Annotated in this window: 18 protein-coding genes, 1 tRNA gene and 1 pseudogene; 5 read left to right on the forward strand and 15 right to left on the reverse strand. The window is 38.1% G+C overall.

The features are described from left to right. Window positions 1–5: 5 nt before the first annotated feature. The 3 genes from A3I7_RS0112155 to A3I7_RS0112165 are packed head-to-tail and all read right to left on the reverse strand — an operon-like array spanning window position 6 to window position 2740. A complete protein-coding gene (locus A3I7_RS0112155; RefSeq protein ID WP_018377006.1) occupies window positions 6–749 on the reverse strand; it encodes a 16S rRNA (uracil(1498)-N(3))-methyltransferase in 744 nt (247 codons plus the stop codon). After that, window positions 750–1703: a 50S ribosomal protein L11 methyltransferase gene (prmA, locus tag A3I7_RS0112160; protein ID WP_018377007.1), complete on the reverse strand. Its 954-nt coding sequence runs from the start codon at window positions 1701–1703 to the stop codon at window positions 750–752. An 8-nt stretch (window positions 1704–1711) separates the two neighbouring features. Continuing rightward, window positions 1712–2740, reverse strand: a complete 1029-nt coding sequence (locus tag A3I7_RS0112165) for an AbiH family protein (RefSeq protein ID WP_018377008.1) — start codon at window positions 2738–2740, stop codon at window positions 1712–1714. Between the two features lie 255 nt (window positions 2741–2995). Between A3I7_RS0112165 and A3I7_RS14690 the strand changes: the two genes are divergently transcribed. After that, window positions 2996–3103: a putative holin-like toxin gene (locus A3I7_RS14690; RefSeq protein WP_220125338.1), complete on the forward strand. Its 108-nt coding sequence runs from the start codon at window positions 2996–2998 to the stop codon at window positions 3101–3103. Between the two features lie 160 nt (window positions 3104–3263). Here the strand turns inward: A3I7_RS14690 and A3I7_RS0112175 are convergent, their stop codons facing one another. Both A3I7_RS0112175 and A3I7_RS0112180 read right to left on the reverse strand, forming a co-directional pair. Then, window positions 3264–3617, reverse strand: a complete 354-nt coding sequence (locus A3I7_RS0112175) for an ASCH domain-containing protein (protein ID WP_018377009.1) — start codon at window positions 3615–3617, stop codon at window positions 3264–3266. A gap of 1 nt (window position 3618) precedes the next feature. Beyond that, window positions 3619–4089: a DUF3013 family protein gene (locus tag A3I7_RS0112180; RefSeq protein WP_018377010.1), complete on the reverse strand. Its 471-nt coding sequence runs from the start codon at window positions 4087–4089 to the stop codon at window positions 3619–3621. 260 nt (window positions 4090–4349) lie between these two features. Between A3I7_RS0112180 and A3I7_RS0112185 the strand changes: the two genes are divergently transcribed. From A3I7_RS0112185 to A3I7_RS0112195, 3 genes are all read left to right on the forward strand, one after another. Further along, entirely contained in the window at window positions 4350–4841 is a 492-nt protein-coding gene (locus tag A3I7_RS0112185; RefSeq protein ID WP_018377011.1) for a GNAT family N-acetyltransferase, read from the forward strand. Then, a complete protein-coding gene (locus A3I7_RS0112190; protein ID WP_018377012.1) occupies window positions 4831–6099 on the forward strand; it encodes a replication-associated recombination protein A in 1269 nt (422 codons plus the stop codon). Before A3I7_RS0112185 ends, A3I7_RS0112190 begins: the two co-directional genes overlap by 11 nt. Window positions 6100–6382: 283 nt before the next feature. Beyond that, window positions 6383–6455 (forward strand) — tRNA-Lys (locus A3I7_RS0112195). A 423-nt stretch (window positions 6456–6878) separates the two neighbouring features. Here A3I7_RS0112195 and A3I7_RS0112200 read toward each other — a convergent pair. From A3I7_RS0112200 to A3I7_RS0112235, 8 genes are all read right to left on the reverse strand, one after another. Beyond that, window positions 6879–8030, reverse strand: a complete 1152-nt coding sequence (locus A3I7_RS0112200) for an iron-containing alcohol dehydrogenase (protein WP_018377013.1) — start codon at window positions 8028–8030, stop codon at window positions 6879–6881. Between the two features lie 172 nt (window positions 8031–8202). Next, a complete protein-coding gene (locus A3I7_RS0112205) occupies window positions 8203–9237 on the reverse strand; it encodes an aldose epimerase family protein (RefSeq protein ID WP_018377014.1) in 1035 nt (344 codons plus the stop codon). Window positions 9238–9449: 212 nt separating this feature from the next. Beyond that, window positions 9450–11951 (reverse strand): leucine--tRNA ligase, encoded by a 2502-nt coding sequence (gene leuS, locus A3I7_RS0112210; protein ID WP_018377015.1) that lies wholly within the window; start codon window positions 11949–11951, stop codon window positions 9450–9452. Between the two features lie 421 nt (window positions 11952–12372). Further along, the gene (locus tag A3I7_RS0112215; protein ID WP_018377016.1) at window positions 12373–14505 is read right to left on the reverse strand and encodes an alpha-amylase family glycosyl hydrolase; all 2133 of its coding nucleotides are present in this window, start codon (window positions 14503–14505) and stop codon (window positions 12373–12375) included. 12 nt (window positions 14506–14517) lie between these two features. After that, window positions 14518–15345, reverse strand: a complete 828-nt coding sequence (locus A3I7_RS0112220; protein WP_018377017.1) for a sugar ABC transporter permease — start codon at window positions 15343–15345, stop codon at window positions 14518–14520. Beyond that, window positions 15342–16652, reverse strand: a complete 1311-nt coding sequence (locus A3I7_RS0112225; protein WP_018377018.1) for a carbohydrate ABC transporter permease — start codon at window positions 16650–16652, stop codon at window positions 15342–15344. The genes A3I7_RS0112220 and A3I7_RS0112225 overlap by 4 nt, the downstream gene beginning before the upstream one ends. Window positions 16653–16662: 10 nt before the next feature. Next, complete coding sequence (locus A3I7_RS0112230; protein WP_018377019.1) at window positions 16663–18117, reverse strand: sugar ABC transporter substrate-binding protein; 1455 nt, start codon at window positions 18115–18117, stop codon at window positions 16663–16665. Between the two features lie 9 nt (window positions 18118–18126). Continuing rightward, a complete protein-coding gene (locus A3I7_RS0112235; RefSeq protein ID WP_018377020.1) occupies window positions 18127–19827 on the reverse strand; it encodes a glycoside hydrolase family 13 protein in 1701 nt (566 codons plus the stop codon). A 62-nt stretch (window positions 19828–19889) separates the two neighbouring features. Here A3I7_RS0112235 and A3I7_RS0112240 point away from each other — a divergent pair, with 62 nt between their 5' ends. Continuing rightward, window positions 19890–20684 carry a LacI family DNA-binding transcriptional regulator gene (locus A3I7_RS0112240; RefSeq protein WP_026217256.1) on the forward strand — a complete coding sequence of 265 codons (795 nt, stop codon included), beginning with the start codon at window positions 19890–19892 and terminating at the stop codon, window positions 20682–20684. A 30-nt stretch (window positions 20685–20714) separates the two neighbouring features. Here A3I7_RS0112240 and A3I7_RS0112245 read toward each other — a convergent pair whose 3' ends face one another. Both A3I7_RS0112245 and A3I7_RS14265 read right to left on the reverse strand, forming a co-directional pair. Then, a complete protein-coding gene (locus tag A3I7_RS0112245; RefSeq protein ID WP_018377022.1) occupies window positions 20715–21491 on the reverse strand; it encodes an InlB B-repeat-containing protein in 777 nt (258 codons plus the stop codon). Window positions 21492–21674: 183 nt separating this feature from the next. Continuing rightward, window positions 21675–21827, reverse strand: a pseudogene (locus tag A3I7_RS14265) (IS30 family transposase); the annotation flags it as partial.

Below are 21827 nucleotides of genomic sequence, written 5' to 3' on the forward strand. Positions count from 1 at the left end.
CTTTTTTACTTCATCAATTCCAAGGCATAGCTAGTGCTCGATAAAGCGTATAGTGGTGCGGTTTCAGCGCGCATGATACGTGGTCCTAAACCTATTTTTAAACCACCTTTTGATTCAAATGCTTCAATTTCTTCTGGCGAAATACCACCCTCTGGACCAAAGATGAAGAGAATTTTCTCTCCTGATTTCATTTGTGACAATTCACGCGCTAAAACAGCCGTCTCGCCCTCTTTTGCTGATTCTTCATAAGCAACGAAAATCTTGTCAAATTGCTCAAGTTCCGCTAGAAAAGCTGCTTTTTTCTCAAAGAGTTTAACTTGCGGGATGACATTGCGTTTAGATTGTTCAGCTGCACCTTGGGCGATTTTACTCAGTTTTTCTTCTTTTTTAGCTAATTTTTTACCGTCCCATTTGACCACAGACCAGTCAGCTGGAAATGCCAAGAGGGCTGACATGCCTAACTCCGTTGCCTTTTGGGCGACAAATTCGAGCTTATCTCCCTTTGGAAAGCCCATGGCAATGGTCACGGAAACAGGCAATTCAACATTGCTATCCTGTTCTTCAATGATTTCAAAACGGTGTTCAGCACTATCAATGACTTTTGCCAAACGCTTCGCATGGTCATCAAAGACAAGAATAACTTCGTCGTCTTCTGCCAAACGCATGACGTTGAACATATGCCTAATCGTATCTTTATCTGTGATTGTAACGACATCTTGAGCTTGCCCGGCTACAAAATACTGCTGCATCTAGCCTCCTATTATACCTGAAATATCATCTGTCTTCTTAAACACCAAAGCATTCCACTCTCCCTGAACCATGTGGGTCTCAAGGAAAAAGCCTGCGCTATAAGCTGCTTCAAGCACCATATCCAACTTCTCACTAATGATACCTGACATGATAAGATAACCTTCATCCTTGACAAGACGATAAGCATCTTCTGTCATATTGACCAAAATGTCCGCAAGGATATTTGCCACGATAACGTCTGCTTGAATGTCAACACCTTGCAAAAGATTTCCCGTAGCCACGTGGATATTTTCAGTATTAGCATTCAACTCAATATTTTCTTGTGCCACGCGCACAGCTACTTCATCAAGGTCATAAGCGTAAATGTCTTTTGCCCCGAGTAGTGAACTTGCAATCGAAAGCACACCTGAACCAGTACCGACATCAAGGACCGTTTCACCGCCACGAAGTACTTGTTCAAGTGCAAAAAGACTCATTTTTGTGGTTGGGTGAGTTCCTGTACCAAATGCCATACCAGGGTCGAGGCGAATTGTCTTCTCACCCTCGCTAGCCTCATAATCGGTCCAGCTAGGCACAATGGTCAAATCATGCGTGATACGGGCTGGCTCATAGTATTTCTTCCAATTCTCAGCCCAGTCCTCCTCCGCCAGTTCCTGACTTTCTAGGCTGACCTGACCCGTTTCCAAACCAAAGCCCGTCAAATCCGCCAGGCGAGTTGCCAAATCTGCCTTGATTTCCTCTATATCCAAAGTATCAGGATAATAGGCCGTAATCGCAATCATATCCGACTGCTCCACCTCGGGATAGAGTTCACCGAAGCGATCCTCCTGTCCCACATAATCAGCCGAGTCGCTAATAGCCACCCCCTGACTGCCCGTTTCAATCATGAGATTTGAAACTGCCTCTTCTGCATCACGATGCACGTGAATCGTTAATTCTTGCCATGAGTTCATATGTCTTCCTATTCTATTTCAACTAAATTAAAAATACTTTTACCAATAACAGTAATAATATTTTGCCTCAATTTCTGTTCTAACTCCGAGTCAATACCGCAATTATTAACAAACCTATCTTCAAAAAATTTATATAGTCGTTTCACTCGAATTGGATTTCCTGCATCAAAATTTTCAACATAATGGTAAATAATTATAGGGACACCACGTTCTATTGAGCGTTTTGCCACTTTATCCCAAAGATAGCTATCTGTCTCGCCTAAGGATGCTCCATAGATAATAAGAATATCTGAATTTTTGATAATTTGTTCGTTTCTAATGTCTAGGTTCTCACGAACTCCAGAGAGACTCAAATTTTTAATTAAAAATTCGCTCTGTTCCTCAGAAAATTCATCCGATATTTGTCCCGAATTACTGACACCAAGAATTGTGTTCAATTCCAAACTTCCATGGCAGTGAATCGGTCTCCTCACGATAAAATTATACGTTGAATTTGAATTAGAACGATAATTGTTTCTGTATGTATCCGTCGACTTTTCAAATAATTTATCTAATACATTGGTATAATTTAACGTCACTAAATTAACAATATCATGTTCAAACTTATTTTCATTAAAAATTTTAGTGACTAGTGGCTGATTTAGTTTAGGTAAATCGCTAATTAAGCGATTGAATGTCTCGCCGAAATCAATAGTATTTTGCTCATATTCAAATGAATTCTGAACATCATTTAAATAAAATCGTAAGTCATCAATTACTTCAGACAAATCATTAATAAACTTTTCTTTTGTATCATTGGTTTTCGTAATTTCAACATTTTTCTTGGTTAAGTTTCCGATTGCTAATTCAAAGTCTGACCAGTTCTCATAATCATTCACTTTATCCTTGAAAAGAGCTTCGTAAATAAAATTGGAATAGTTTTCATTCTCTTTCTTTCTCTGATAAATTTCATTTTGAAATTCATAAAAATTTTTATACTTTGTTTTTAAGCCGTATTGTATATCTAATCCATTTCCAACAATATAAGTGATGTTCATTTTTCCTCCAAAGTATTTTCTCATCCATTATTTACAAATTGTATACAATTTTATTTAAAATTATTGTACCGATTTCTAGCCTATTTTACAAGTTAATGTTACGCAATGGAACCATAATAATACTTTTTCGAAAATTTTCTAATCGCACTGCGAATAAACATGTGTAGGAAAGTTTGAGACGGTGGTTCCAAGTTTCTGAACGGAGGTGAGGCCCATGGAAGTGGACAGCAAATCTGCTAGAAAGGAGGAATGCTTTTGTCCGTAGCTGATGGACTGATTGTCATGCTCACATTCGCAAGTCTACTTGTTGAAATGCTGAGCTTGATAATCGTCATCATTTTAGCTATTCGAGATAAAAAATAACCGTCAGCAAACTTTGACACAGTTCTGACGGTTATTTAATCTAACGAACTGAACCACCGTTTAGCGGTCCTACTGGGCGTTGAGCTGGAACTCAACGCCTTTTCTATTTTTATAATAGCAAAAGTTTCACCCACAGTCAAGCAAGAGAGGAAACGGAATGTCAAATAGAATCTATTACCCTCAATTCTATACCTACTGCACCATATTGTTCTAACTGTTCTCGCGAATAGTAAACTTCCATATCTTCTGGTTTCGCCTCTCTGATACTGCTTTGCGTATACCCACAAGATAATAAATCCAGTTCTTTGTATAACTGAGCAAAATTATCAAATATGTGAAGATCTAATACTTGCACCTCGATCGTTTGCGTCTGATTCTCTGTACAATAAAAACGGATGCGATCTCCAATTTGTATATACTTGCGCTTCTCATCATAAAGTCGTAGCTCAATGGTCTTCTGACCAGACTTCATCATTTCAAAAGGTTTTGGAGCCAATAACATTTCATGAACCATCTCAATACCTCGGATAGCCAAAAAATTCTGTTTCTTCCAACTCTGCTCTGCCTTTTTCAAAAGCCTCCGCATCCCAGTCAAGGCCAAAGTCAATGGCAGTCTCGTCGCTCAGGAAGTCCATGAGGTCATCGAGCCCTTGCGTAGCTATCTTGTTGAGTGTTTGGGCAAAGTAGGCTAAAAACTCACGTGAGAGGCCCTTCTTAGGATCATAAGGGATAGTCACTAAGTAGTCGTCCGCATCAAACATGGACTTGGCAGGATTATAAAAAAGCACGTAGTCCTCGAAAACAATATCTTCACTGGACACCTCGCCCTGGTCATCAATGGTTTCGACACCACTAGCATTTTGCGCCTCCAATACAAAGGTCAACTCTACCGCGTGGTTTTTCTTGTCCCAATCCATAGCATAGTCATAAGCAAAATTCTTATCCATTTCTTCTTCAATTACTGATAAAAAGCCATATTTTGACATTTGTTATCCTCTTCTAAAAATCATTTACCCTATTATAACATGATTTTTTCTCACGATAGATATTTTACAGTTCAATTGTCACACGTAATCCCTACTGCTCCAAAAACAGGCTAATTTCCGGCAATCAGGTAAAAACACCTAACACTAATCCAAAAAATCATCTCCTCATAGTCTAGCAGTGAAAGAAGCAAGGAAAATCACCTCTATCAGTAACATTTGTGCTACAATGACAGTAAGACTTTTGCGAAAAAGGAGAAACTATGATTATTCGACCAATGGAACTGGAAGATATTGACCAAGTCGTTTCTTTGGAAAATATGGTCTGGACCAGTCACACCACTCCCGCTCCCCTACCAGTGGCATCGCGAGAGAAAATCATTCAACAAGTTGAAATGAACACGCAGTTTTTAGTTGCTCTTGAGGGGGGAGAGATTGTAGGAGTACTGAATTATGAGGATGCTTATCCCTTTCCAAGCGGTAGCCATATTGTCACTTTTGGCATTGCCGTAGCCAAAGAAAGCCGTGGTCTTGGTGTTGGACGAAAATTGATTGAAGTATTTTTGAATCAGGCCAGAGAAAACTACAAAAAAGTCGTCATCCATGTCCTCTCTAGCAATCAAGACGCACTGCCATTTTACCAGAAACTAGGCTTTAAGCAAGAAGCTCGACTGAAAAATCAATTTTACATTGATGAACATTACGTGGACGATCTAATCTACACCTACAACTTGGAGGACAGCTATGCCAGATAATCTTGCGCTTCGCATGCGCCCTAAAGTCATTGACCAAGTCATCGGCCAACAGCATTTGGTCGGCGAGGGGAAAATCATCCGTCGTATGGTAGAGGCCAACATGCTCTCATCTATGATTCTTTATGGTCCTCCTGGCATTGGAAAGACATCCATCGCCAGTGCTATTGCTGGGACGACCAAATACGCTTTTCGTACTTTCAATGCAACGACTGACAGCAAAAAGCGTCTTCAAGAAATTGCTGAAGAAGCTAAGTTCTCAGGTGGTCTCGTCCTACTCTTAGATGAAATCCATCGCCTTGATAAGACTAAACAGGACTTCCTCCTTCCTTTATTAGAAAATGGTCATATTATCATGATTGGGGCAACAACTGAAAATCCATTCTTTTCAGTGACACCAGCTATTCGCTCACGTGTACAAATTTTTGAACTAGAGCCTCTGTCTATTGATGACATCAAAAAAGCGCTACAGACCGCACTGTCGGATCGGGATCGTGGTTTTGCTTTTGACGTTCATCTTGATGAAGAAGCACTGGATTTTATCGCAACAGCAACCAACGGTGATTTGCGTTCAGCCTTTAATTCTTTGGATTTGGCGGTTATGTCAACACAGGCAGACGACCAAGGTAACCGACATATCACACTAGACACCGTGGAAAATAGTCTCCAGCGCAGCTATATTACCATGGATAAAGACGGTGATGCTCACTATGATATCCTCTCAGCCTTACAAAAATCTATTCGGGGTTCTGATGTCAATGCTTCCCTCCACTACGCTGCACGCTTGATTGAAGCAGGAGACCTTCCAAGCCTAGCTCGCAGGCTGACCGTGATTGCCTATGAGGATATTGGGCTTGCTAATCCTGATGCGCAACTTCACACGGTTACGGCCTTAGAAGCCGCACAACGCATCGGTTTTCCTGAAGCACGCATTCTGATTGCCAACGTAGTGATTGATTTGGCTCTATCTCCAAAATCCAACTCAGCTTATACAGCTATCGATGCCGCCTTGACAGACTTACGAAAATCTGGCAACTTACCCATTCCAAGACACTTGCGCGATGGTCACTATTCTGGTAGTAAAGAACTAGGCAATGCTCAAGACTACAAGTATCCTCATGCTTACCCCGAAAAATGGGTCAAACAACAATATTTACCCGATCAGCTATTGGGAAGAAACTATTTTAAAGCCAGTGATACCGGAAAATATGAACGAGCATTAGGAGCCAATAAAGAGCGAATTGACAGACTTTCTGACTAACTACTCTGAAAATGTTTCAGCAAGCGATTGCAAAAAATTGAATTTACCCCTTGAAATTTTTTCAAAAAATGATATGATAATGGTACAGATAAATTGCTGTGGCATACGAATCCATACCAATGTGTTGACCGACTATTTTTTTGTATTTTAGGGAAACAAAAGTCTTCCTCTAGTTTGCAGGCCGTTACACGCGGAAGCTACTTTAAGAGGAGCGAGTTGCCCACCTGCTTTATTGCGCGGGTTCAATACAAAACATGGATCACCGGTGCCAATACAGCTTACTCCTTCCTTAGCTCAGTTGGTAGAGCAGTGGACTCTTAATCCATGGGTCGTAGGTTCGAGCCCTACAGGGAGGATTTTTCAAACTACTATTAACCTTGTTAAATCAAGGTTTTTTCTTTTTACCACCTTTATGGGTCTTTCAGTTTGCTTTTAGTACTAGGCAACGAGTTGCAGGCAGTGCTGGAGTACGGCATGGCGATTTCAAATAATCATGAATCAGTTGAAGTTTGAAATAAGGAAACGAAAATTCTTCATTCATCGAAGTCATAAAAGAAAAACTAATTGACTATAAAAGGTTATCTTACCCAGTGAAGTTCATCTACAGCTTTCTGTTTCTATACAAAGTCAGACCAGAAAATGCTGATAGAGGTAGACTTAAGGCTCATCAATTAAGTCAACAACATCTGAATCTGATTTTTGAAATGTATTACCTTTACAATAGCCAAATCAAAACCGCAAAGCATAATCTTTGCGGTTTCTATCTTTCTACTACACTATTAAAAAAGTTCTTTATAGAAAGCAATGGTTTCCTCTAAGGTTGGCATAAAGGGATTACCCGGAGCACAGGCATCAATCAGCGCATTCTTAGACAAATATCCAAAGTCGAATTCTTCTTCCTTGATGTCCAATTCTGTTAATTTTTTTGGAATGCCAACAGTTTCAGACAATTTTTCAATTTCTGAGATGGCATAGGCCGCACATTCTTGATCGCTTTTTCCTTCTGTATGAAGTCCTAGAGCTTTAGCCACATTGCGGAAAGCTTCAGGAACACGTTTGGCATTTTCTTTTTCCACAACTGGTAAAATCATGGCACAGCAGACCCCATGTGGCAAATTGTAAACAGCTCCTAATTGATGTGCCATAGAATGCACATAACCCAGTCCAGCATTATTAAATGCCATACCGCCAAGAAAAATAGCATTAACCATCGCTTCTCGAGCTTCAATATCTTGACCATTGGCAACAGCCCGAGGCAGGTATTCTTTGATGAGTTCAATAGCACCAATAGATAATTTCTTAGTCACATCGTAGGCACCCGGGGTAACTAAAGCTTCAATGGCGTGGGTTAAGGCATCCATCCCCGTAGCTGCGGTCAGAGCAGCTGGTTTTGATAACATAAGTTCAGGATCATTGACAGAGAGCAAGGCAAGGCTGTTTTTGTCAACCATGACCATCTTGACCTTACGTTCTTCATCAGTGATAACATAATTGATGGTGATTTCTGCCGAAGTACCAGCAGTCGTATTGATTGCAACAACTGGTAGCCCTTTATTGGTTGATTTGTGTAGCCCCTCAAGTTCTTGTGGTGTCATATCATTAGTTGCCATGATAGAAATACAACTAGCCGCATCCTGTGGCGATCCACCACCGACTGAGATGATAAAGTCGCAATCATTTTTCCTCAAGATATCTAGGCCGTCATAGGCATTTTTACAAGTAGGATTTGGTTCCACGTCGCTAAAAATCACATAAGCAATCCCTTCAGCATCTAGCGGAGCCGTTACTTTTGGTAAAATCTCACTGTTGGCAATAAAATGGTCAGTCACCAAAAGTGCTTTCTTGTACCCTAATTCCTTGATATGACCGCCGATTTCTTTGACCACACCGCGACCAATCAGATTGACTGCTGGAACATAAAACACTGACATTAGAATTCCTCCATTCTTTTCAGGCATAGCCCTTTGTTATTATTTAATCCAAAAAGAAATCGTTTACATCGTTAGTTTACCACTTCCACAAAATATAACAAGTAAAAATGTTAAGGTCTTTTCTGTGTCAATTCTGCCGTTACTCCTAGTTGCCAATGGAAGAGACAGCGAATTAGCTGGAACTGCGATACTCAAAGGCAATATGATAGATTTTTTCTTGACCAGGCCTCAAAACAATATCGCCAAATCCCTGATGATTGATAGCATCTGGCAAGAATTGAGCCTCTAGAGCCACAGCTTCAAATTCCTTAGCTGCTCTGCCTTTGTCCCGCGATGGAAAAATTCCATCTGAAATACCACCCATAGTGTAGATGACCCAAGCATTTCTGTCCGAATAAAGCGCTAATTGGTCACCACTGTCTTGGTCTTTGAGAATTCCAAGAGGACTTTCCATATTAGGACTGACTACAAAGGCATCATCATAACCACCGATTTTCATAAGTGACTGACCAAGGTTTTGGCCATTTCTAAAATCGTAGGCTGTTCCTGTAGGATCCACCTGTTTCCCTGTCGGAATCAGATCATCCCGAGTTTCTAAGTAGGCATCTGCTGCTAAAGTCAAATGGTGACTAGTCAAATCTTGACGGTCAGACAGATTGACATAGACATGATTAGTTGGGTTAAAAAGTGTTGGTTGACTGGCCTGAGAGCCTTTGTAAGTGATTGTTAGACGGTTGGCATTGTCCAAGCTAAACCGCACCTCTACTTTCATATCACCAGGAAAACCATCAAGTGCTTCTTTGGGTTCATAGGTCATAATGAGAGTGACTTTGTCCTTGCTTTCCTCTACATCATAATCCCAAACTTGCTTATGAAAGCCCTGATTACCTCCATGCAGACAATTTCCTTTTTCATTCTGGGGAACGGAAAAAACTTTCCCATCTATTTCAAAACGACCACTATCAATTCTGCCTGCGACACGCCCAATTGACTGACCAGCACAAAGACCGTTGGTCAAATAAGTACTTGGTTGGTCAAAACCAATAATAAGATTTTTCTTCCCACCATTTGCTCTAGGCACCAGAAATTCTTGCCACGTTGCTCCCAATGTTAAAAACGAGGCTTCAATTCCGAAATCATTGACCAATGTGATTTTATGAATAGCTTTAGATGCAATAGTTTCAATTAGTTGAGTTTTAATTTTCATAATCTCTCCCTTACCTTCATTCTTCTTTATTTTACTCTTTTCATATTTTCTTGTAAACGATTTCTTAGCGGATTAAGTGAATTTTTACTAAATATTTCAAACATTGTTAAAAAAGGTTGGGCTAAATGTCCCAACCTTTCTTCAGTCTTTTCCTCATGTTTTAAGCCTTACTTCGTCAATCACAAAGCCCCTGCTTAGAACATTAATCTATCCTATTTCACTACAATATTAACCAGTTTATTTGGTACTGCAATGACTTTGACAATATCTTTACCTGCGATGTCGACTTTAATTTTATCGTTAGCAAGCGCTAGTGCTTCTAGCTCTTCACGGCTGGCATCTTTTGGAACCACGAGTTTAGCACGAACTTTGCCCTTGATTTGGACAACGATTTCCACTTCGCTTTCTACTAGCTTGCTTTCGTCCCATGTTGGCCAAGCGACATAACTGATTGATTCACCAGTATTTACTAGACCTTGCCAGAGTTCTTCTGCCAAGTGTGGCGCAAATGGGGCAATCAATTGGACAAAGCCTTTAGCGTAGTCAACATAGAGTTTATCTTCTTTGTTGGCGGCATTGACAAAGACCATGAGCTGAGCGATAGCCGTGTTGAATTTCAGGTCTTCAATATGCTCTGTCACCGTCTTCACAGTTTCATTGTAAACTTTATCAAGCGCTCCGCTATTTTCCGCCACAAGCTCCTTGGTCGTCAAGAGGCGGTAAACACGGTCAAGGAACTTACGGCTGCCCTCGAGGCCTTCTTCTGACCAAGCGATTGACGCATCAAGTGGACCCATAAACATCTCGTAGACACGGAGAGTATCCGCACCGAACTGCTCGACCACATCATCTGGGTTAACCACATTTTTAAGAGACTTAGACATCTTAGCAGGTGCCTGCTCCAACTCCTCACCAGTTTCGATGTTGAAGAAAGAACCATCGCGTTTTTCCACCTTATCGGTCGCTACAAGGGCACCACGGCTGTCGCGGTAGCTAGTTCCCAAAATCATGCCCTGGTTAAAGAGTTTTTGGAATGGCTCTTTGGTTGGCACAACGCCAAGGTCATAGAGGAACTTGTGCCAGAAGCGAGCATAAAGCAAGTGAAGAACCGCATGCTCCGCCCCACCGATGTAGATGTCCACTGGCAACCAAGCTTTGAGAAGCTCCTCGTCTGCCAATTTCTCATCGTTGTGTGGGTCGATATAGCGGAGGTAGTACCAGCTAGAACCCGCCCATTGTGGCATGGTGTTGGTCTCACGGCGACCTTTGACACCGTCTTCACGCACCACTTCCAACCAGTCTGTCAAGTTAGCAAGAGGTGACTCCCCTGTACCTGACGGCTTGATGTCTGAGGTTTTTGGCAATACCAGAGGTAACTCACTTTCAGGTACTGCTGTGGAAGTGCCATCTTCCCAATGGATGATTGGGATCGGCTCACCCCAATAACGTTGACGGCTGAAGAGCCAGTCACGGAGGCGGTAAGAAATTTTCTCCTGACCGAGACCATTTTCTTCCAACCAAGCCACCATTTTGGCAATGGCTTCTTCCTTGTTGAGACCATCTAGGAAGTCCGAGTTGATGTGAAGACCATCTTCTGTATAAGGCGCTTCTTCTACATTGCCACCTTCCAAAACTGGAATGATGTCCAAGCCAAATTGTTTAGCAAATGCCCAGTCACGCTCGTCATGGGCAGGAACAGCCATGATAGCACCTGTTCCGTAGCTAACCAGCACGTAGTCTGAAATCCAGATTGGAATTTCACGACCATTGACAGGGTTAATCGCGTAAGCACCTGTCCAAACACCTGTCTTGTCTTTGGCAAGGTCTGTACGAGCAAGGTCTGATTTGAGAGAAGCTTGGCGTTTGTACTCTGCTACTGCTTCTGCTTGCTCTGGCGATGTGATGCTATCAACCAAGTCATGCTCAGGGGCAAGGACAGCGTAGGTCGCACCAAATAGGGTATCTGGACGAGTTGTGAAAACAGTGAAGTCCTTGTCTGTGTCCTTAATCTTGAAGGTCACATTGGCACCAGTTGACTTACCAATCCAGTTGCGCTGCATATCCTTGATAGACTCTGGCCAATCAACTTCTTCCAAATCATTGAGCAAACGCTCTGCATAGGCAGTGATTTTCAGCATCCATTGACGCATTGGCTTGCGGACAACTGGATAACCACCACGTTCAGACGTTCCGTCAGGAAGGACCTCTTCGTTGGCGATAGCTGTTCCCAATTCTTCTACCCAGTTTACAGGCACTTCTGCCTCGTAGGCTAGGCCTTTTTCATACAACTTAGTGAAAATCCACTGAGTCCACTTGTAGTAGTTAGGGTCAGTCGTATTAACCTCACGGTCCCAGTCGTAAGAAAAGCCAAGGGCGTTAATCTGACGCTTGAAGTTGGCAATGTTTTCAGCTGTAAAGTCAGCTGGGTCATTTCCCGTGTCCATAGCGTATTGCTCCGCTGGCAGACCAAAGGCATCCCACCCCATTGGGTGAAGGACGTTGCAGCCTTGGGCACGCTTGTAACGGCTGAGAATGTCCGTCGCCGTATAGCCCTCAGGGTGACCAACGTGCAAGCCCGCACCAGACGGATAAGGGAACATATCTAGGGCATAAAAGTTTGGCTTTTCTGCATCTGTTCCCGTCTTAAAAGTATGATTTTTTGCCCAAAATTCCTGCCATTTGGGCTCAATGTCTTTGTGATTGTAAGTTGCCATTTTGAAAATCTCTCCCAAAAATATAGTCCTTATTATTATAGCACGAAATGCGGATAGAAAAAAGAGAGCATATCAAAAAACCACAATATAAAAGCGAGACAAACAGGCCGAAGAGATTCCCTGACTTCCTTTAAAAAATAAACAGCACCCCAAAAATTAGACTAAATACTATCGGGGTGCTGTGTATATTCATACACTGATTTTTTATCTTTTTATAAACCTTCAGTTTTTCTTTTATTACTACAATGAATAGGAGGTCAAACAAAAAGTCCTTCTTCACTCTTCGTGGTTCGTATGAACATCTCAGCATAGCGATTTATTGCAGATTTGTTCGTGGTATTTCTCACATCCACTACTCTCTCCCAAAACTGACGGAGCTAATACTACAAGCAAACTGAATAACTATATAATACAACCACTATTACTTTTGCCAATTTTGTTCAATAATTTCTGCTGTAGTCCCTGTTGTTAAAGTATGATTTTCTCCACCTTCCCAAACAACTTCTCCAGCTTGATTTTTTTTGATAAACTTATATTCAATTTGGGTATTGGCTGGAACATTTATATCATAAAACCATGATGGATACTGAGCTATTGTTGCTGTTGAATTAAAGAAGACTCCAACCGCTTTATCAGGATTCCAATTCCCAAGTTCACTAACATTGCCAACAATATAAACGTTTTCACCATACGACGTTTCAGCATTGTTTACAATAAATCTAGCTGGAATTTGACTTGATGTTAGCACCTCGAAATCTAAGAAAGTATCTTCACTACCATTACTACCAGTTACTGTAACATCGTAATCACCTGCAGAAACAGTTGGGATTTTAACCCTGATTAATGAATCCGACCAGCTTGTAACAGTTGCTACAGTTGTTCCAAATCTAACCTGACCAGTATTATTACCAAATCCACTACCCGTAATTGTAACTTCGTTACCTACAATACCAACTGATGGATCAATATCCCCAATAGTAACAGTATCAGTATCACCATCATACACCCAGACTCCTACTTCGCCCCCATCAAGATCAAACGCATTAACAACTCCGTCATTATTTACAGAAATAGATCCAGACGATAACAGTGAATCAAGTTGATCTTTATAGTTCCCTGAAGGTAAACTTGAATATAAATTATCAATATGATAACTACTACTTCCCTTGTTTACAGCAACTAAAGCTACACTTGAGCCAAATTTCCTTTCAAAAATAAGAATATCTGAGTTGATCCATCTTTCTTCGGTAGATCCATAAGCCAATGCTTGATTATTTTTTCTTATATTCGTTAACTTGCTAATTACTTGATAAGCAGTAGTGTCTTGATTAAACGAACTTATATCAGCCCTATTATCTGGGTCACTTGTTCCTTCATCATATTGCTCACTTCCATAATAAATTGTTGGTACTCCTCGAGAAGTCAATAATAGTGCATAAGCTTGATTAACTGCTGATTGATTATTGTTAACTAACGTTGAAAAACGACTCATATCATGATTATCAATAAATGTTACCTGATCGTTAACTTCTTCATAGTCGCTCTCTGTTGCTTTTAAGACATCGTAAAAATCTTGCATGGTGTACGCACTATTTGAATAAAGATTTCTAATTGCGTTTGCAAATCTAAAATCTAATAGACTCATACCGCTATCATTAGCAAACGATGTCATATCTTCCTCTGCGACAGTACCTCCAGTATACCATTCACCAAAAACAAATAATCCAGTATTTTCATAAACATGACTTAACCAATTTTTTTGCCATCCTAGTGACATATGTTTTACAGCATCAACCCTGATACCATCAATTCCATAATCTATCCAAGTATCTATAGCTTCCTTAAGATAATTATCAACAGTTGGATTCAAGTTATTCAAGTCAGCTAAACCATATAGGCTGTGGTAGATACCGTTTTCATAGGTACTGTAGTCTGTCCAAGACTCATGATTAAAAATATTATTTACATCGTTAGAAAATGATCCTACTAGGTTACCATTTTTATATAATGAGCCATCTTCTGGAAAAGTATATCCAGTATATTCCGCGGTTGATGTATGGTTAGGAGCAAAATCAATTACTACTTTAATATTATTTTGATGAGCAACCGATACTAATTCTTTAAAATCATCTTGTGTTCCAAATGCCAAATTAGTATTGAAGAAATCTCTAGCCCAATACCCATGATAAGAAGCGCTATTACTTGTTGGATCAAGTGTTGTGATATTTTCAACAGGAGATGAAATCCAAATTGCAGTTATTCCTAATTTTTTGAGGTAACCATCCTCGATTTTTTCAATGATACCTTTCCAATCTCCACCATGATATTTTCTAAGGTTACTTTGATCAAAAATATCACCACTTGGATTGTTAGTAATATCACCATCATAAAATCTATCTGTAATAATCTGATAGATAACATCTGACGAAAAATCTGCCTTATTACTTACAGAATTATAACTTTCCGCAAAAACAGTATTTTGCAGAAAAGACACAGCCATCAAAGTTGTTAATGTTGCTGCTCCTAAACAAAACTTTAAAATTCTTTTTTTCATATTCTTCTCTCCTCATTTCACTGCTCCTGCTGTCATGCCACTTACCATATTTTTAACAAGTAAAAAATAAAGTATTACAATCGGAACTGCTATAAAGACACTTCCTGCTGCAAAACGAGCAAACTCAGTTTCATCTAAATTCATTAAGCCAACAGCGACCGTATAAAGATTCTTTTCTTTTAATAGTAATTTAGGTAGAATAAAATCACTCCAAGGCCAAGCAAAGTTTGTCAAAGCTGTATAGGTAATAATCGGTCTAGATAGCGGTAAATGAATATGCCAAAAAATTTGAAAGCTTGTCGCACCATCTATCCTTGCCGCTTCGTCAATACTATGAGGTATTGTGTCAAAGAATCCTTTTTGTGTCAAATACCCCATTGGTGCTGCTGCACTATAAATTAAAATTAATCCCCATAATTGATTAATCAAGTTAAATTGAGTCATTAATAAATAAACCGCAATCATTCCCATAAAGGAAGGAAACATCCCAAGAACCATAGTTGTTTTCATCAATGCTTTCTTCCCCTTGAATTGAAATCTAGATATCGCATAAGCTGTTAAAATGACTAATAGCGTTCCCAAAATACAACTCGCTGTTGCAATAAAAAGGGTGTTCATAAACCACTTAGGATAGTTATATAAATCGGTATCTGTAAACAGAGTTGTAAAACTATCTAAACTATAAGATTTTGGAAAAAATCCTTCAAAGGAGTAGATAGTTCCTGATTTTGAAAAAGAAGCTAATATCAACCATAAACATGGAAACAGAAATATAAAACTCACCAAAAGAAGTGCGAGATAAATTCCTGATGTTTGAAAAATATTTGACCATTTTTTCATGAGAAATTTCCTCCTTCTTTATATGATGATGAACGAACATAAACTGATAGTGAAACAATTGATGTTAAGAGGAAAATAACCAAACTAATGCTAGCTCCAATACTATAATAATTATTATCAATAGAAAGGTTGTATAACCAATTAATCAGCAAATCTGTATCACTCGCTAAAAAGTAATTATCCAAATACAGACCGCCTCTTAAGAAATAAAAAATACCAAAATTATTGAAATTCCCTACAAATTGACCAATAAGAACAGGAGTGGTTGCTGTGATGATGTATGGCAACGTAATTTTTGTGAATTGCGCCCACTTATTCGCCCCGTCAATCTCTGCAGCTTCATAAAGTGATTCATCTCTATTAGATAATAACCCAGTTGCTAACAGCATAATAGACGGCACTCCAATCCAAGCATTTACCAAAAGCCCAATAACACGCGCTGACCATTTAGCATCAACATCAAGAAAGCCTATGGCTTGGTGTCCCCAACCTTGTATGATTTGGTTGATTGGTCCACCATAAGAGAACATAAATTTAAAAGCTAGTAAACTGATAAAACCTGGTATTGCGTAAGCTAAAATTGGAAAAGCTCTCCAGATTGCATTCCCTTTGACACGCTTATTCGTAAAAAGCAATGCCAATGCTAAACCACCAAAATAATTCAGTCCCGTGGATAAAATTGCCCAGACAATATTCCAACTGAGTATTTTGAAAAAAGTTGGGGCAAATTGAGAAAGAGAAATAATTTTGACAAAATTCTTCAGTCCAACCCAACTTACTAACTCAGGAGGAACGATCTTTCCACCGTAATTAGTGAATGCAATTAAAATCATGAAAATAATAGGTAGAACACTAAAAACCATAATTCCCAAAACTGGTACAGACAATACGAAAAACGGAAAATCTCTGTCCATAATAATTGCAATTTCTTCTCGGAAAGTTGGTATTTTCTTACCTTCACGCCTAAGTTGCTCAAGATGTAAGGCGTCTCTTACATTGAGGTAGTATAGGTATAAAGCAAGTGCTAATAAAATAAAACTCAAAATCCCCATGAGTAACATGATAACGGAATTATCACCCTCTATACCAAACCAAGTATCAGCTTTTTGAGTACCAAGAGTGAAGAAACCAACCATATCTTGAAAACCTCTTAAGAAAAAATAACTCAAAAATGCTAATTCTATTCCAAAAAATAATATCCCTTTAACTTTTTGTCCATAAAGGAATTGACCAAACCCCATACAAAATACGGATGTCCTAGCTTCAACAGATGTTTCCCTTAAAGCCTTTATTCCTCGCTTAAACATATCTTTTCTCCTATTCTAACGTGTGAATAGCATCGCTAATCTGTTGTGTCACTTTCTCTAGCCCTTGTTTAAGATCTTCATTTGTTTTATATTTTTTATCAGATTCAGAGCGAAAAACATCCTTTGTGATATCAGCAAAAAAAGTTTGTGTTGGTGTCCAAATTTGTGAAACTGCTGCATTTGATGGCATAAGAACAATGTTGTCATTTTCAAGATTTTCGTATACAGCATCTGTTACTCCACCAATTTCTTTTACCACATCTTCTCTCGTAGGTACTACACCCAACATCTCATAGCGCTTAACAATATTTTCATAACTAGTAGCAAAATTAATAAAAGCAAGACTTGCATTCGGATAATTCGTATAAGCGCTTATAGCGTAACCATTAACACCACCCATCGTTTTGGTGTCAATCAATTCTGAAGAATCATCCGTTAAATCACCGCTTTCTGGCAATTGTGGTAGACTAACCATTACAAGATTTTCACTAGCCAACTCTTTTGCCTCTTCCTCAGATTTTCCTTCGCTTTCATAAGTTTTTATTAACTCATCTAAAAACGTTGAGTAAACATCAGGAGTTGACATAGTTGCAAAATAGGTTCCATCTGCTAGTTTAGTGTACGCACTAGTCGTAATCGTATCGTCAATACTTTCTTCATTCATAGCAGAAGCCAATTGTTGAATAATTTTAGCCCCTTTTTCAGCATCACCAGCCACAAAACCTATATCGTTAGTATCTGTATTATTATCACCGAAGATATAAGCTCCATAAGAAAAGAGAAAACCACTTGAGAAATAAGAATCATAAAGTGATTCCATGTAACCATATTGGGAAGCATTATCAGCATGACGTTCCTGTGAAAATTCTAGTAAACTAGACCAAGTTTCGATCATATCAGGAATATCATTGTTATTATCATCCCAATTTTCCTGCCAATCGCTTGGTAACAAATCCTTCCGATAGTAGAGCATAGGCGTTTGAACATTAACGGGTACACCACAAGTATAAGTTGTACCATCTTTCTCAACCTCAAAGGCCTTCCATGCTGCTGAAGAAGTTGTATCATAAGCATCTAGCTCTTCCACAGGTAATGGGTATATATGCTGATCTTCTGCGTATTGCATGATAACATCATTAGCTTGATATAAAACATCGGGTCCATAACCATAAGGACCATCATTAGCCAAATCAACATATTGGTCTGTATTAGCATCTACTGCCGTTATATTATAATCCGAATAAGCTTCATTAAAAGCCGCAATTAACTCAGAAAAGTAACCTTTAGAAATTGCTGTATTATTTTCAAGAACTTTAATAACAGCTCCTTTTTCTAACTCACCGTTAAAAATACTACTCTCACCAGTAGAATTAGTCTGGTTTGAAGGAAAAGGATGACAAAAATTTGCTAAAATTAAACTTGGAATCACTGTTAGGGAAATAGCGCTTAATGTTTTTAGTTTCATTATCTTCTCCTATGTTTCATAAAAGACATAACCATATGGTAATAAAAATCTATTTTCTTGCACTCCTTTGTCCAATAAAATAAACTCCGATAAAACGACCTCCTGTTTTTTAGCTCCTAAATTAACTTGAAAAGTCAAAACATTCTGTTTCCATTTACGTTTGATGATAAGTAAATCATCCTTACTCGAGATAGAAACATCACCATTTTGGATACATTTATTCTTTTTCATAGAAATAATCGCTTTTATATGATTTAAAAATTCCTTATCCCAATTTTTTTCGTCCCAATCAAAAGTTCGACGTGAATCTGGATCATAACCACCTTCAAGACCAATTTCCGTTCCATAATAGAGACAAGGAACCCCCGGAAAAGCAAACATTAGAGCGATAGCAGCTAATAATTTATCTTTTGATTTTCCAACTTGTGTTAAAATACGATGAGTGTCATGAGAATCAAGTAAGTTTAGATTCATTTGATTGACTTGACTCTTGTTTCTCATCAAAATTTGGTTTAATTGATGAGACAAATCAAACGCATTGAAGTTATCAAAAGCAAAATAATCTAAACAGGCTTTAGTAAAAGCGTAATTCATAATGCTATCATACTGATCCCCCATTAGGTATGGATAAGCATCATGCCAATTTTCACCAATCAACACACAATCTGATTTCTCAGCTTTGATTGCTTTTCTAAATTGACGCCAAAAATCATGAGAAACTTCATCTGATACATCTAATCGCCAACCATCAATATTTGCTTCTCTAATCCAATATAAGCCGACATTAATCAAAAATTCCTGAACTTTTGAATTAGAAGTATTCCATTTTGGCATATAGTTGCAAGAAGCAAAACATTCATAATTAACGCTTTCAGGATCTGGATAATCGCCATTGATCAAAAACCAATCATAATAAGGAGAATTGACACCTTTGGTCATAACATCTGAAAATTCCTTTGACTCCATACTACAATGGTTAAAAACCGCATCTAAAATAACACGCATACCTTTTTGATGAGCTTTTTCAATCAGTTCTTTTAGATCTCCTAAAGAGCCAAAATGTTCATCAATCAAATAGTAATTAATAATGTCATATTTATGATTTGAAGGGGACTTAAAGATTGGTGTTAGATAAATTGCTGTGATTCCCAAATTAGAGAGATAATCAAGATGATTGATAATACCTCTTAAGTCACCTCCTGCAAAATTTTTAGGAGTTGGTTTATCTCCCCACTTCATATCAATATAATCTTGATTTTTATCAAAATCTCCTTGTGAAAAACGATCCACAAAAATTTGATAAAAAACACTTTCTTTCATCCAGTCAACAGTTGGAAAAATATCTACCTCATTAATGTATGGCATTTGAAAGAAATTATAAAAACCATTATCAAAATCATATGTTTTTGTTAGGCCATCTTCACTGAAATAGTACTGTTGATTACCACTATCCAATTTAAAAATATAAGCCAATCGAGTGTCCTCTAGGTTTAATTTAATTTCAAAATAGACAAAGGTCTTATCTTCAAATTTTAGTAGCATTTCCACTTTACTACGTTCAAAATGATAGTTGTACTTTTTCCCATAAAGAAGATAAACACGTGTTTTCTTATCTTCTTTTGCCATTCTGAGTCTAATGACCAACTCATGATTACTTAATGCAAAACAGTATCGTGAATCTGGAATATGTAACATTCCTGCTTCATTCATTTCATACTCTCCTATGCTAATTATAATTTGACTTTTTAATCATTTTTTTATATAACAAATCTATGAAAAAGATTACTATGAAAGATGTCGCTCGTGAAGCTGGGGTCTCTGTGGCTACCGTATCATACATTATCAATAATCGTGAAGATCAAAAAATTAGCCCTGAAACTCGAAATAAAGTTCTACAAATTATCAATCTTCTCAACTATACACCCAATCAAACAGCAAAATCACTCGTCACTCAAAAGTCATATATTGTCGCTTTATACTATAAAGAGGCAACTTCCTATTTAAAAAAAGCTGAACAACTTCATTTTATTAATAAATTGTCAAACTTTCTTCATGATAAAAACTATCATTTAATGTGTCTGAGTGAGCCACATATCGAAAAGTTTGATTTAGCTGATGTTATACTGACTTTAGATATCAATAAAGATGATTTTTACAGAATTGGTAATGCCAATTTCGCTCCTTTGATTGCGCTTGATAGTTTCGTCAATGACCCACTCTTCTTTCAAATTAATTCTGACCTTCAAAAATTGAAAGAACTAGCAAACACTTACTTCAAAGGACAGAATTTTACTTTTCTGAGTCTACCTATTGAAGATTGTGTGAGAAGAGAACGTTTAAAAGAAGTTTTTCCCTCTCTAGTCTTTATTGAAACAGTAGATGACCTTACCTCAAATAACCATAAAAATATATTAGTTATAGATTCAATTTTAAATAATTTACTTTCATCTTCTGAAACCAAATTGTATATTCCTAATTTTTCTGAAGAAAAATTTGACAAGGTCTTTCAAGCAATTGAATGGGCTTCACAACGTACAGAAATTAGTAATCATAACATTCTTGTATAGAGACTAGGATAAATCCTAGTCTCTATATTTTTACTCTTCATAGGTCCATGTGATTGTATCAAAATTATTAATATTGAAGGACTCCTTCTTATCATCAGCATATTCAGAGTTTTCAGTATCATAAGTGTCTTCGGCAGGATGTGTGGTCAAAGTAAATGTGTATGTTCCAGCCTTTGCTACTTTAATATTCGAACGTTTGCTTGACGTTTCTCCTAGACCACCTGAATTTTCAAGATAGGTCACACCATCAATACTAGTAGTTTCTAAATATCCAAAACCTCTTTGGTTTTCCCAACTGCTATTAATGGCAAATTGGAACTCATCTCCTTCTTCTAATATCAATGTAATAGTGTAAAGATTACTATCATCGCTATCTTCTTTAGTCAATTTATGTTCATCATTGACAGTAGCTCCCCAATTAGATGCCTTTAAAACATCACTATTCCCGTTCCCAACAACAATAAATTGACGTGCATCTTCTTCATAAGTTGAGAATCCTGCATAAAGTGATAAATTATTTGTCAATTTACTACTCTCTGTCAATTTTCGTGAATAATCTGGTTTAATAAACCAACCAACAAAAATTTTGCCATCTTTTGTTGGAACGTACTCTAAAGCATCTGCAGTCGTTTTTACCTCAGCTGTTTTTAAAATAGTTTTACCATCACTATCATAATAAGTTACCTTATTGGATGAAACTTCTGATGTACTCGTTCCAGAAGAACTACTAGTTTGTGAATTTTGACTACAAGCAGTTAAAGTAAAAGAAAGTGCTGCAATTGTTAAAATGTAAAATCCTTTTTTCATGATAATACCTCACAAATATTTTAATAAAGAAAACCTTGTTCAGCTTAAACGTTTAAGTTAATTTTATTTTATTGCAATCGTTTCCAATTGTCAAGCTGTTTTTCTTTAAAATCAAAAAAATTATATGATCCCCACTTGTCAAGTCAAGTGCAACAAGTTCATTGATAACTAGAGTTCCAGAGGTTAAGCTGTTTGGGCTAGCCCAAACAAAATATTTGCGGTTTTATACTTGTGAAGTCGTCTAGGTCTGTCATTGATAGCAGAGACGTAGTGATTGAGTTCTTCTGTCGTTAGTGAGTTAAGAGAGACACCTTTTGGGAGAAACTCTCTCAAGAG

The organism is Streptococcus orisratti DSM 15617 (assembly GCF_000380105.1).
In the GTDB taxonomy this organism is placed as follows: domain Bacteria; phylum Bacillota; class Bacilli; order Lactobacillales; family Streptococcaceae; genus Streptococcus; species Streptococcus orisratti.

Bases quoted from the DNA above. Each gene is read 5' to 3' on its own strand.
- A3I7_RS0112165 (WP_018377008.1), bottom strand. From the start codon at position 2,740: ATGAACATCACTTATATTGTTGGAAATGGATTAGATATACAATACGGC.
- A3I7_RS0112190 (WP_018377012.1), top strand. From the start codon at position 4,831: ATGCCAGATAATCTTGCGCTTCGCATGCGCCCTAAAGTCATTGACCAA.
- A3I7_RS0112230 (WP_018377019.1), bottom strand. From the start codon at position 18,117: ATGAAACTAAAAACATTAAGCGCTATTTCCCTAACAGTGATTCCAAGT.
- A3I7_RS0112185 (WP_018377011.1), top strand. From the start codon at position 4,350: ATGATTATTCGACCAATGGAACTGGAAGATATTGACCAAGTCGTTTCT.
- A3I7_RS0112235 (WP_018377020.1), bottom strand. From the start codon at position 19,827: ATGAATGAAGCAGGAATGTTACATATTCCAGATTCACGATACTGTTTT.
- prmA (WP_018377007.1), bottom strand. From the start codon at position 1,703: ATGAACTCATGGCAAGAATTAACGATTCACGTGCATCGTGATGCAGAA.
- A3I7_RS0112225 (WP_018377018.1), bottom strand. From the start codon at position 16,652: ATGTTTAAGCGAGGAATAAAGGCTTTAAGGGAAACATCTGTTGAAGCT.
- A3I7_RS0112180 (WP_018377010.1), bottom strand. From the start codon at position 4,089: ATGTCAAAATATGGCTTTTTATCAGTAATTGAAGAAGAAATGGATAAG.
- A3I7_RS0112200 (WP_018377013.1), bottom strand. From the start codon at position 8,030: ATGTCAGTGTTTTATGTTCCAGCAGTCAATCTGATTGGTCGCGGTGTG.
- A3I7_RS0112205 (WP_018377014.1), bottom strand. From the start codon at position 9,237: ATGAAAATTAAAACTCAACTAATTGAAACTATTGCATCTAAAGCTATT.
- leuS (WP_018377015.1), bottom strand. From the start codon at position 11,951: ATGGCAACTTACAATCACAAAGACATTGAGCCCAAATGGCAGGAATTT.
- A3I7_RS0112240 (WP_026217256.1), top strand. From the start codon at position 19,890: ATGAAAAAGATTACTATGAAAGATGTCGCTCGTGAAGCTGGGGTCTCT.
- A3I7_RS0112220 (WP_018377017.1), bottom strand. From the start codon at position 15,345: ATGAAAAAATGGTCAAATATTTTTCAAACATCAGGAATTTATCTCGCA.
- A3I7_RS0112215 (WP_018377016.1), bottom strand. From the start codon at position 14,505: ATGAAAAAAAGAATTTTAAAGTTTTGTTTAGGAGCAGCAACATTAACA.
- A3I7_RS0112175 (WP_018377009.1), bottom strand. From the start codon at position 3,617: ATGGTTCATGAAATGTTATTGGCTCCAAAACCTTTTGAAATGATGAAG.
- A3I7_RS0112155 (WP_018377006.1), bottom strand. From the start codon at position 749: ATGCAGCAGTATTTTGTAGCCGGGCAAGCTCAAGATGTCGTTACAATC.
- A3I7_RS0112245 (WP_018377022.1), bottom strand. From the start codon at position 21,491: ATGAAAAAAGGATTTTACATTTTAACAATTGCAGCACTTTCTTTTACT.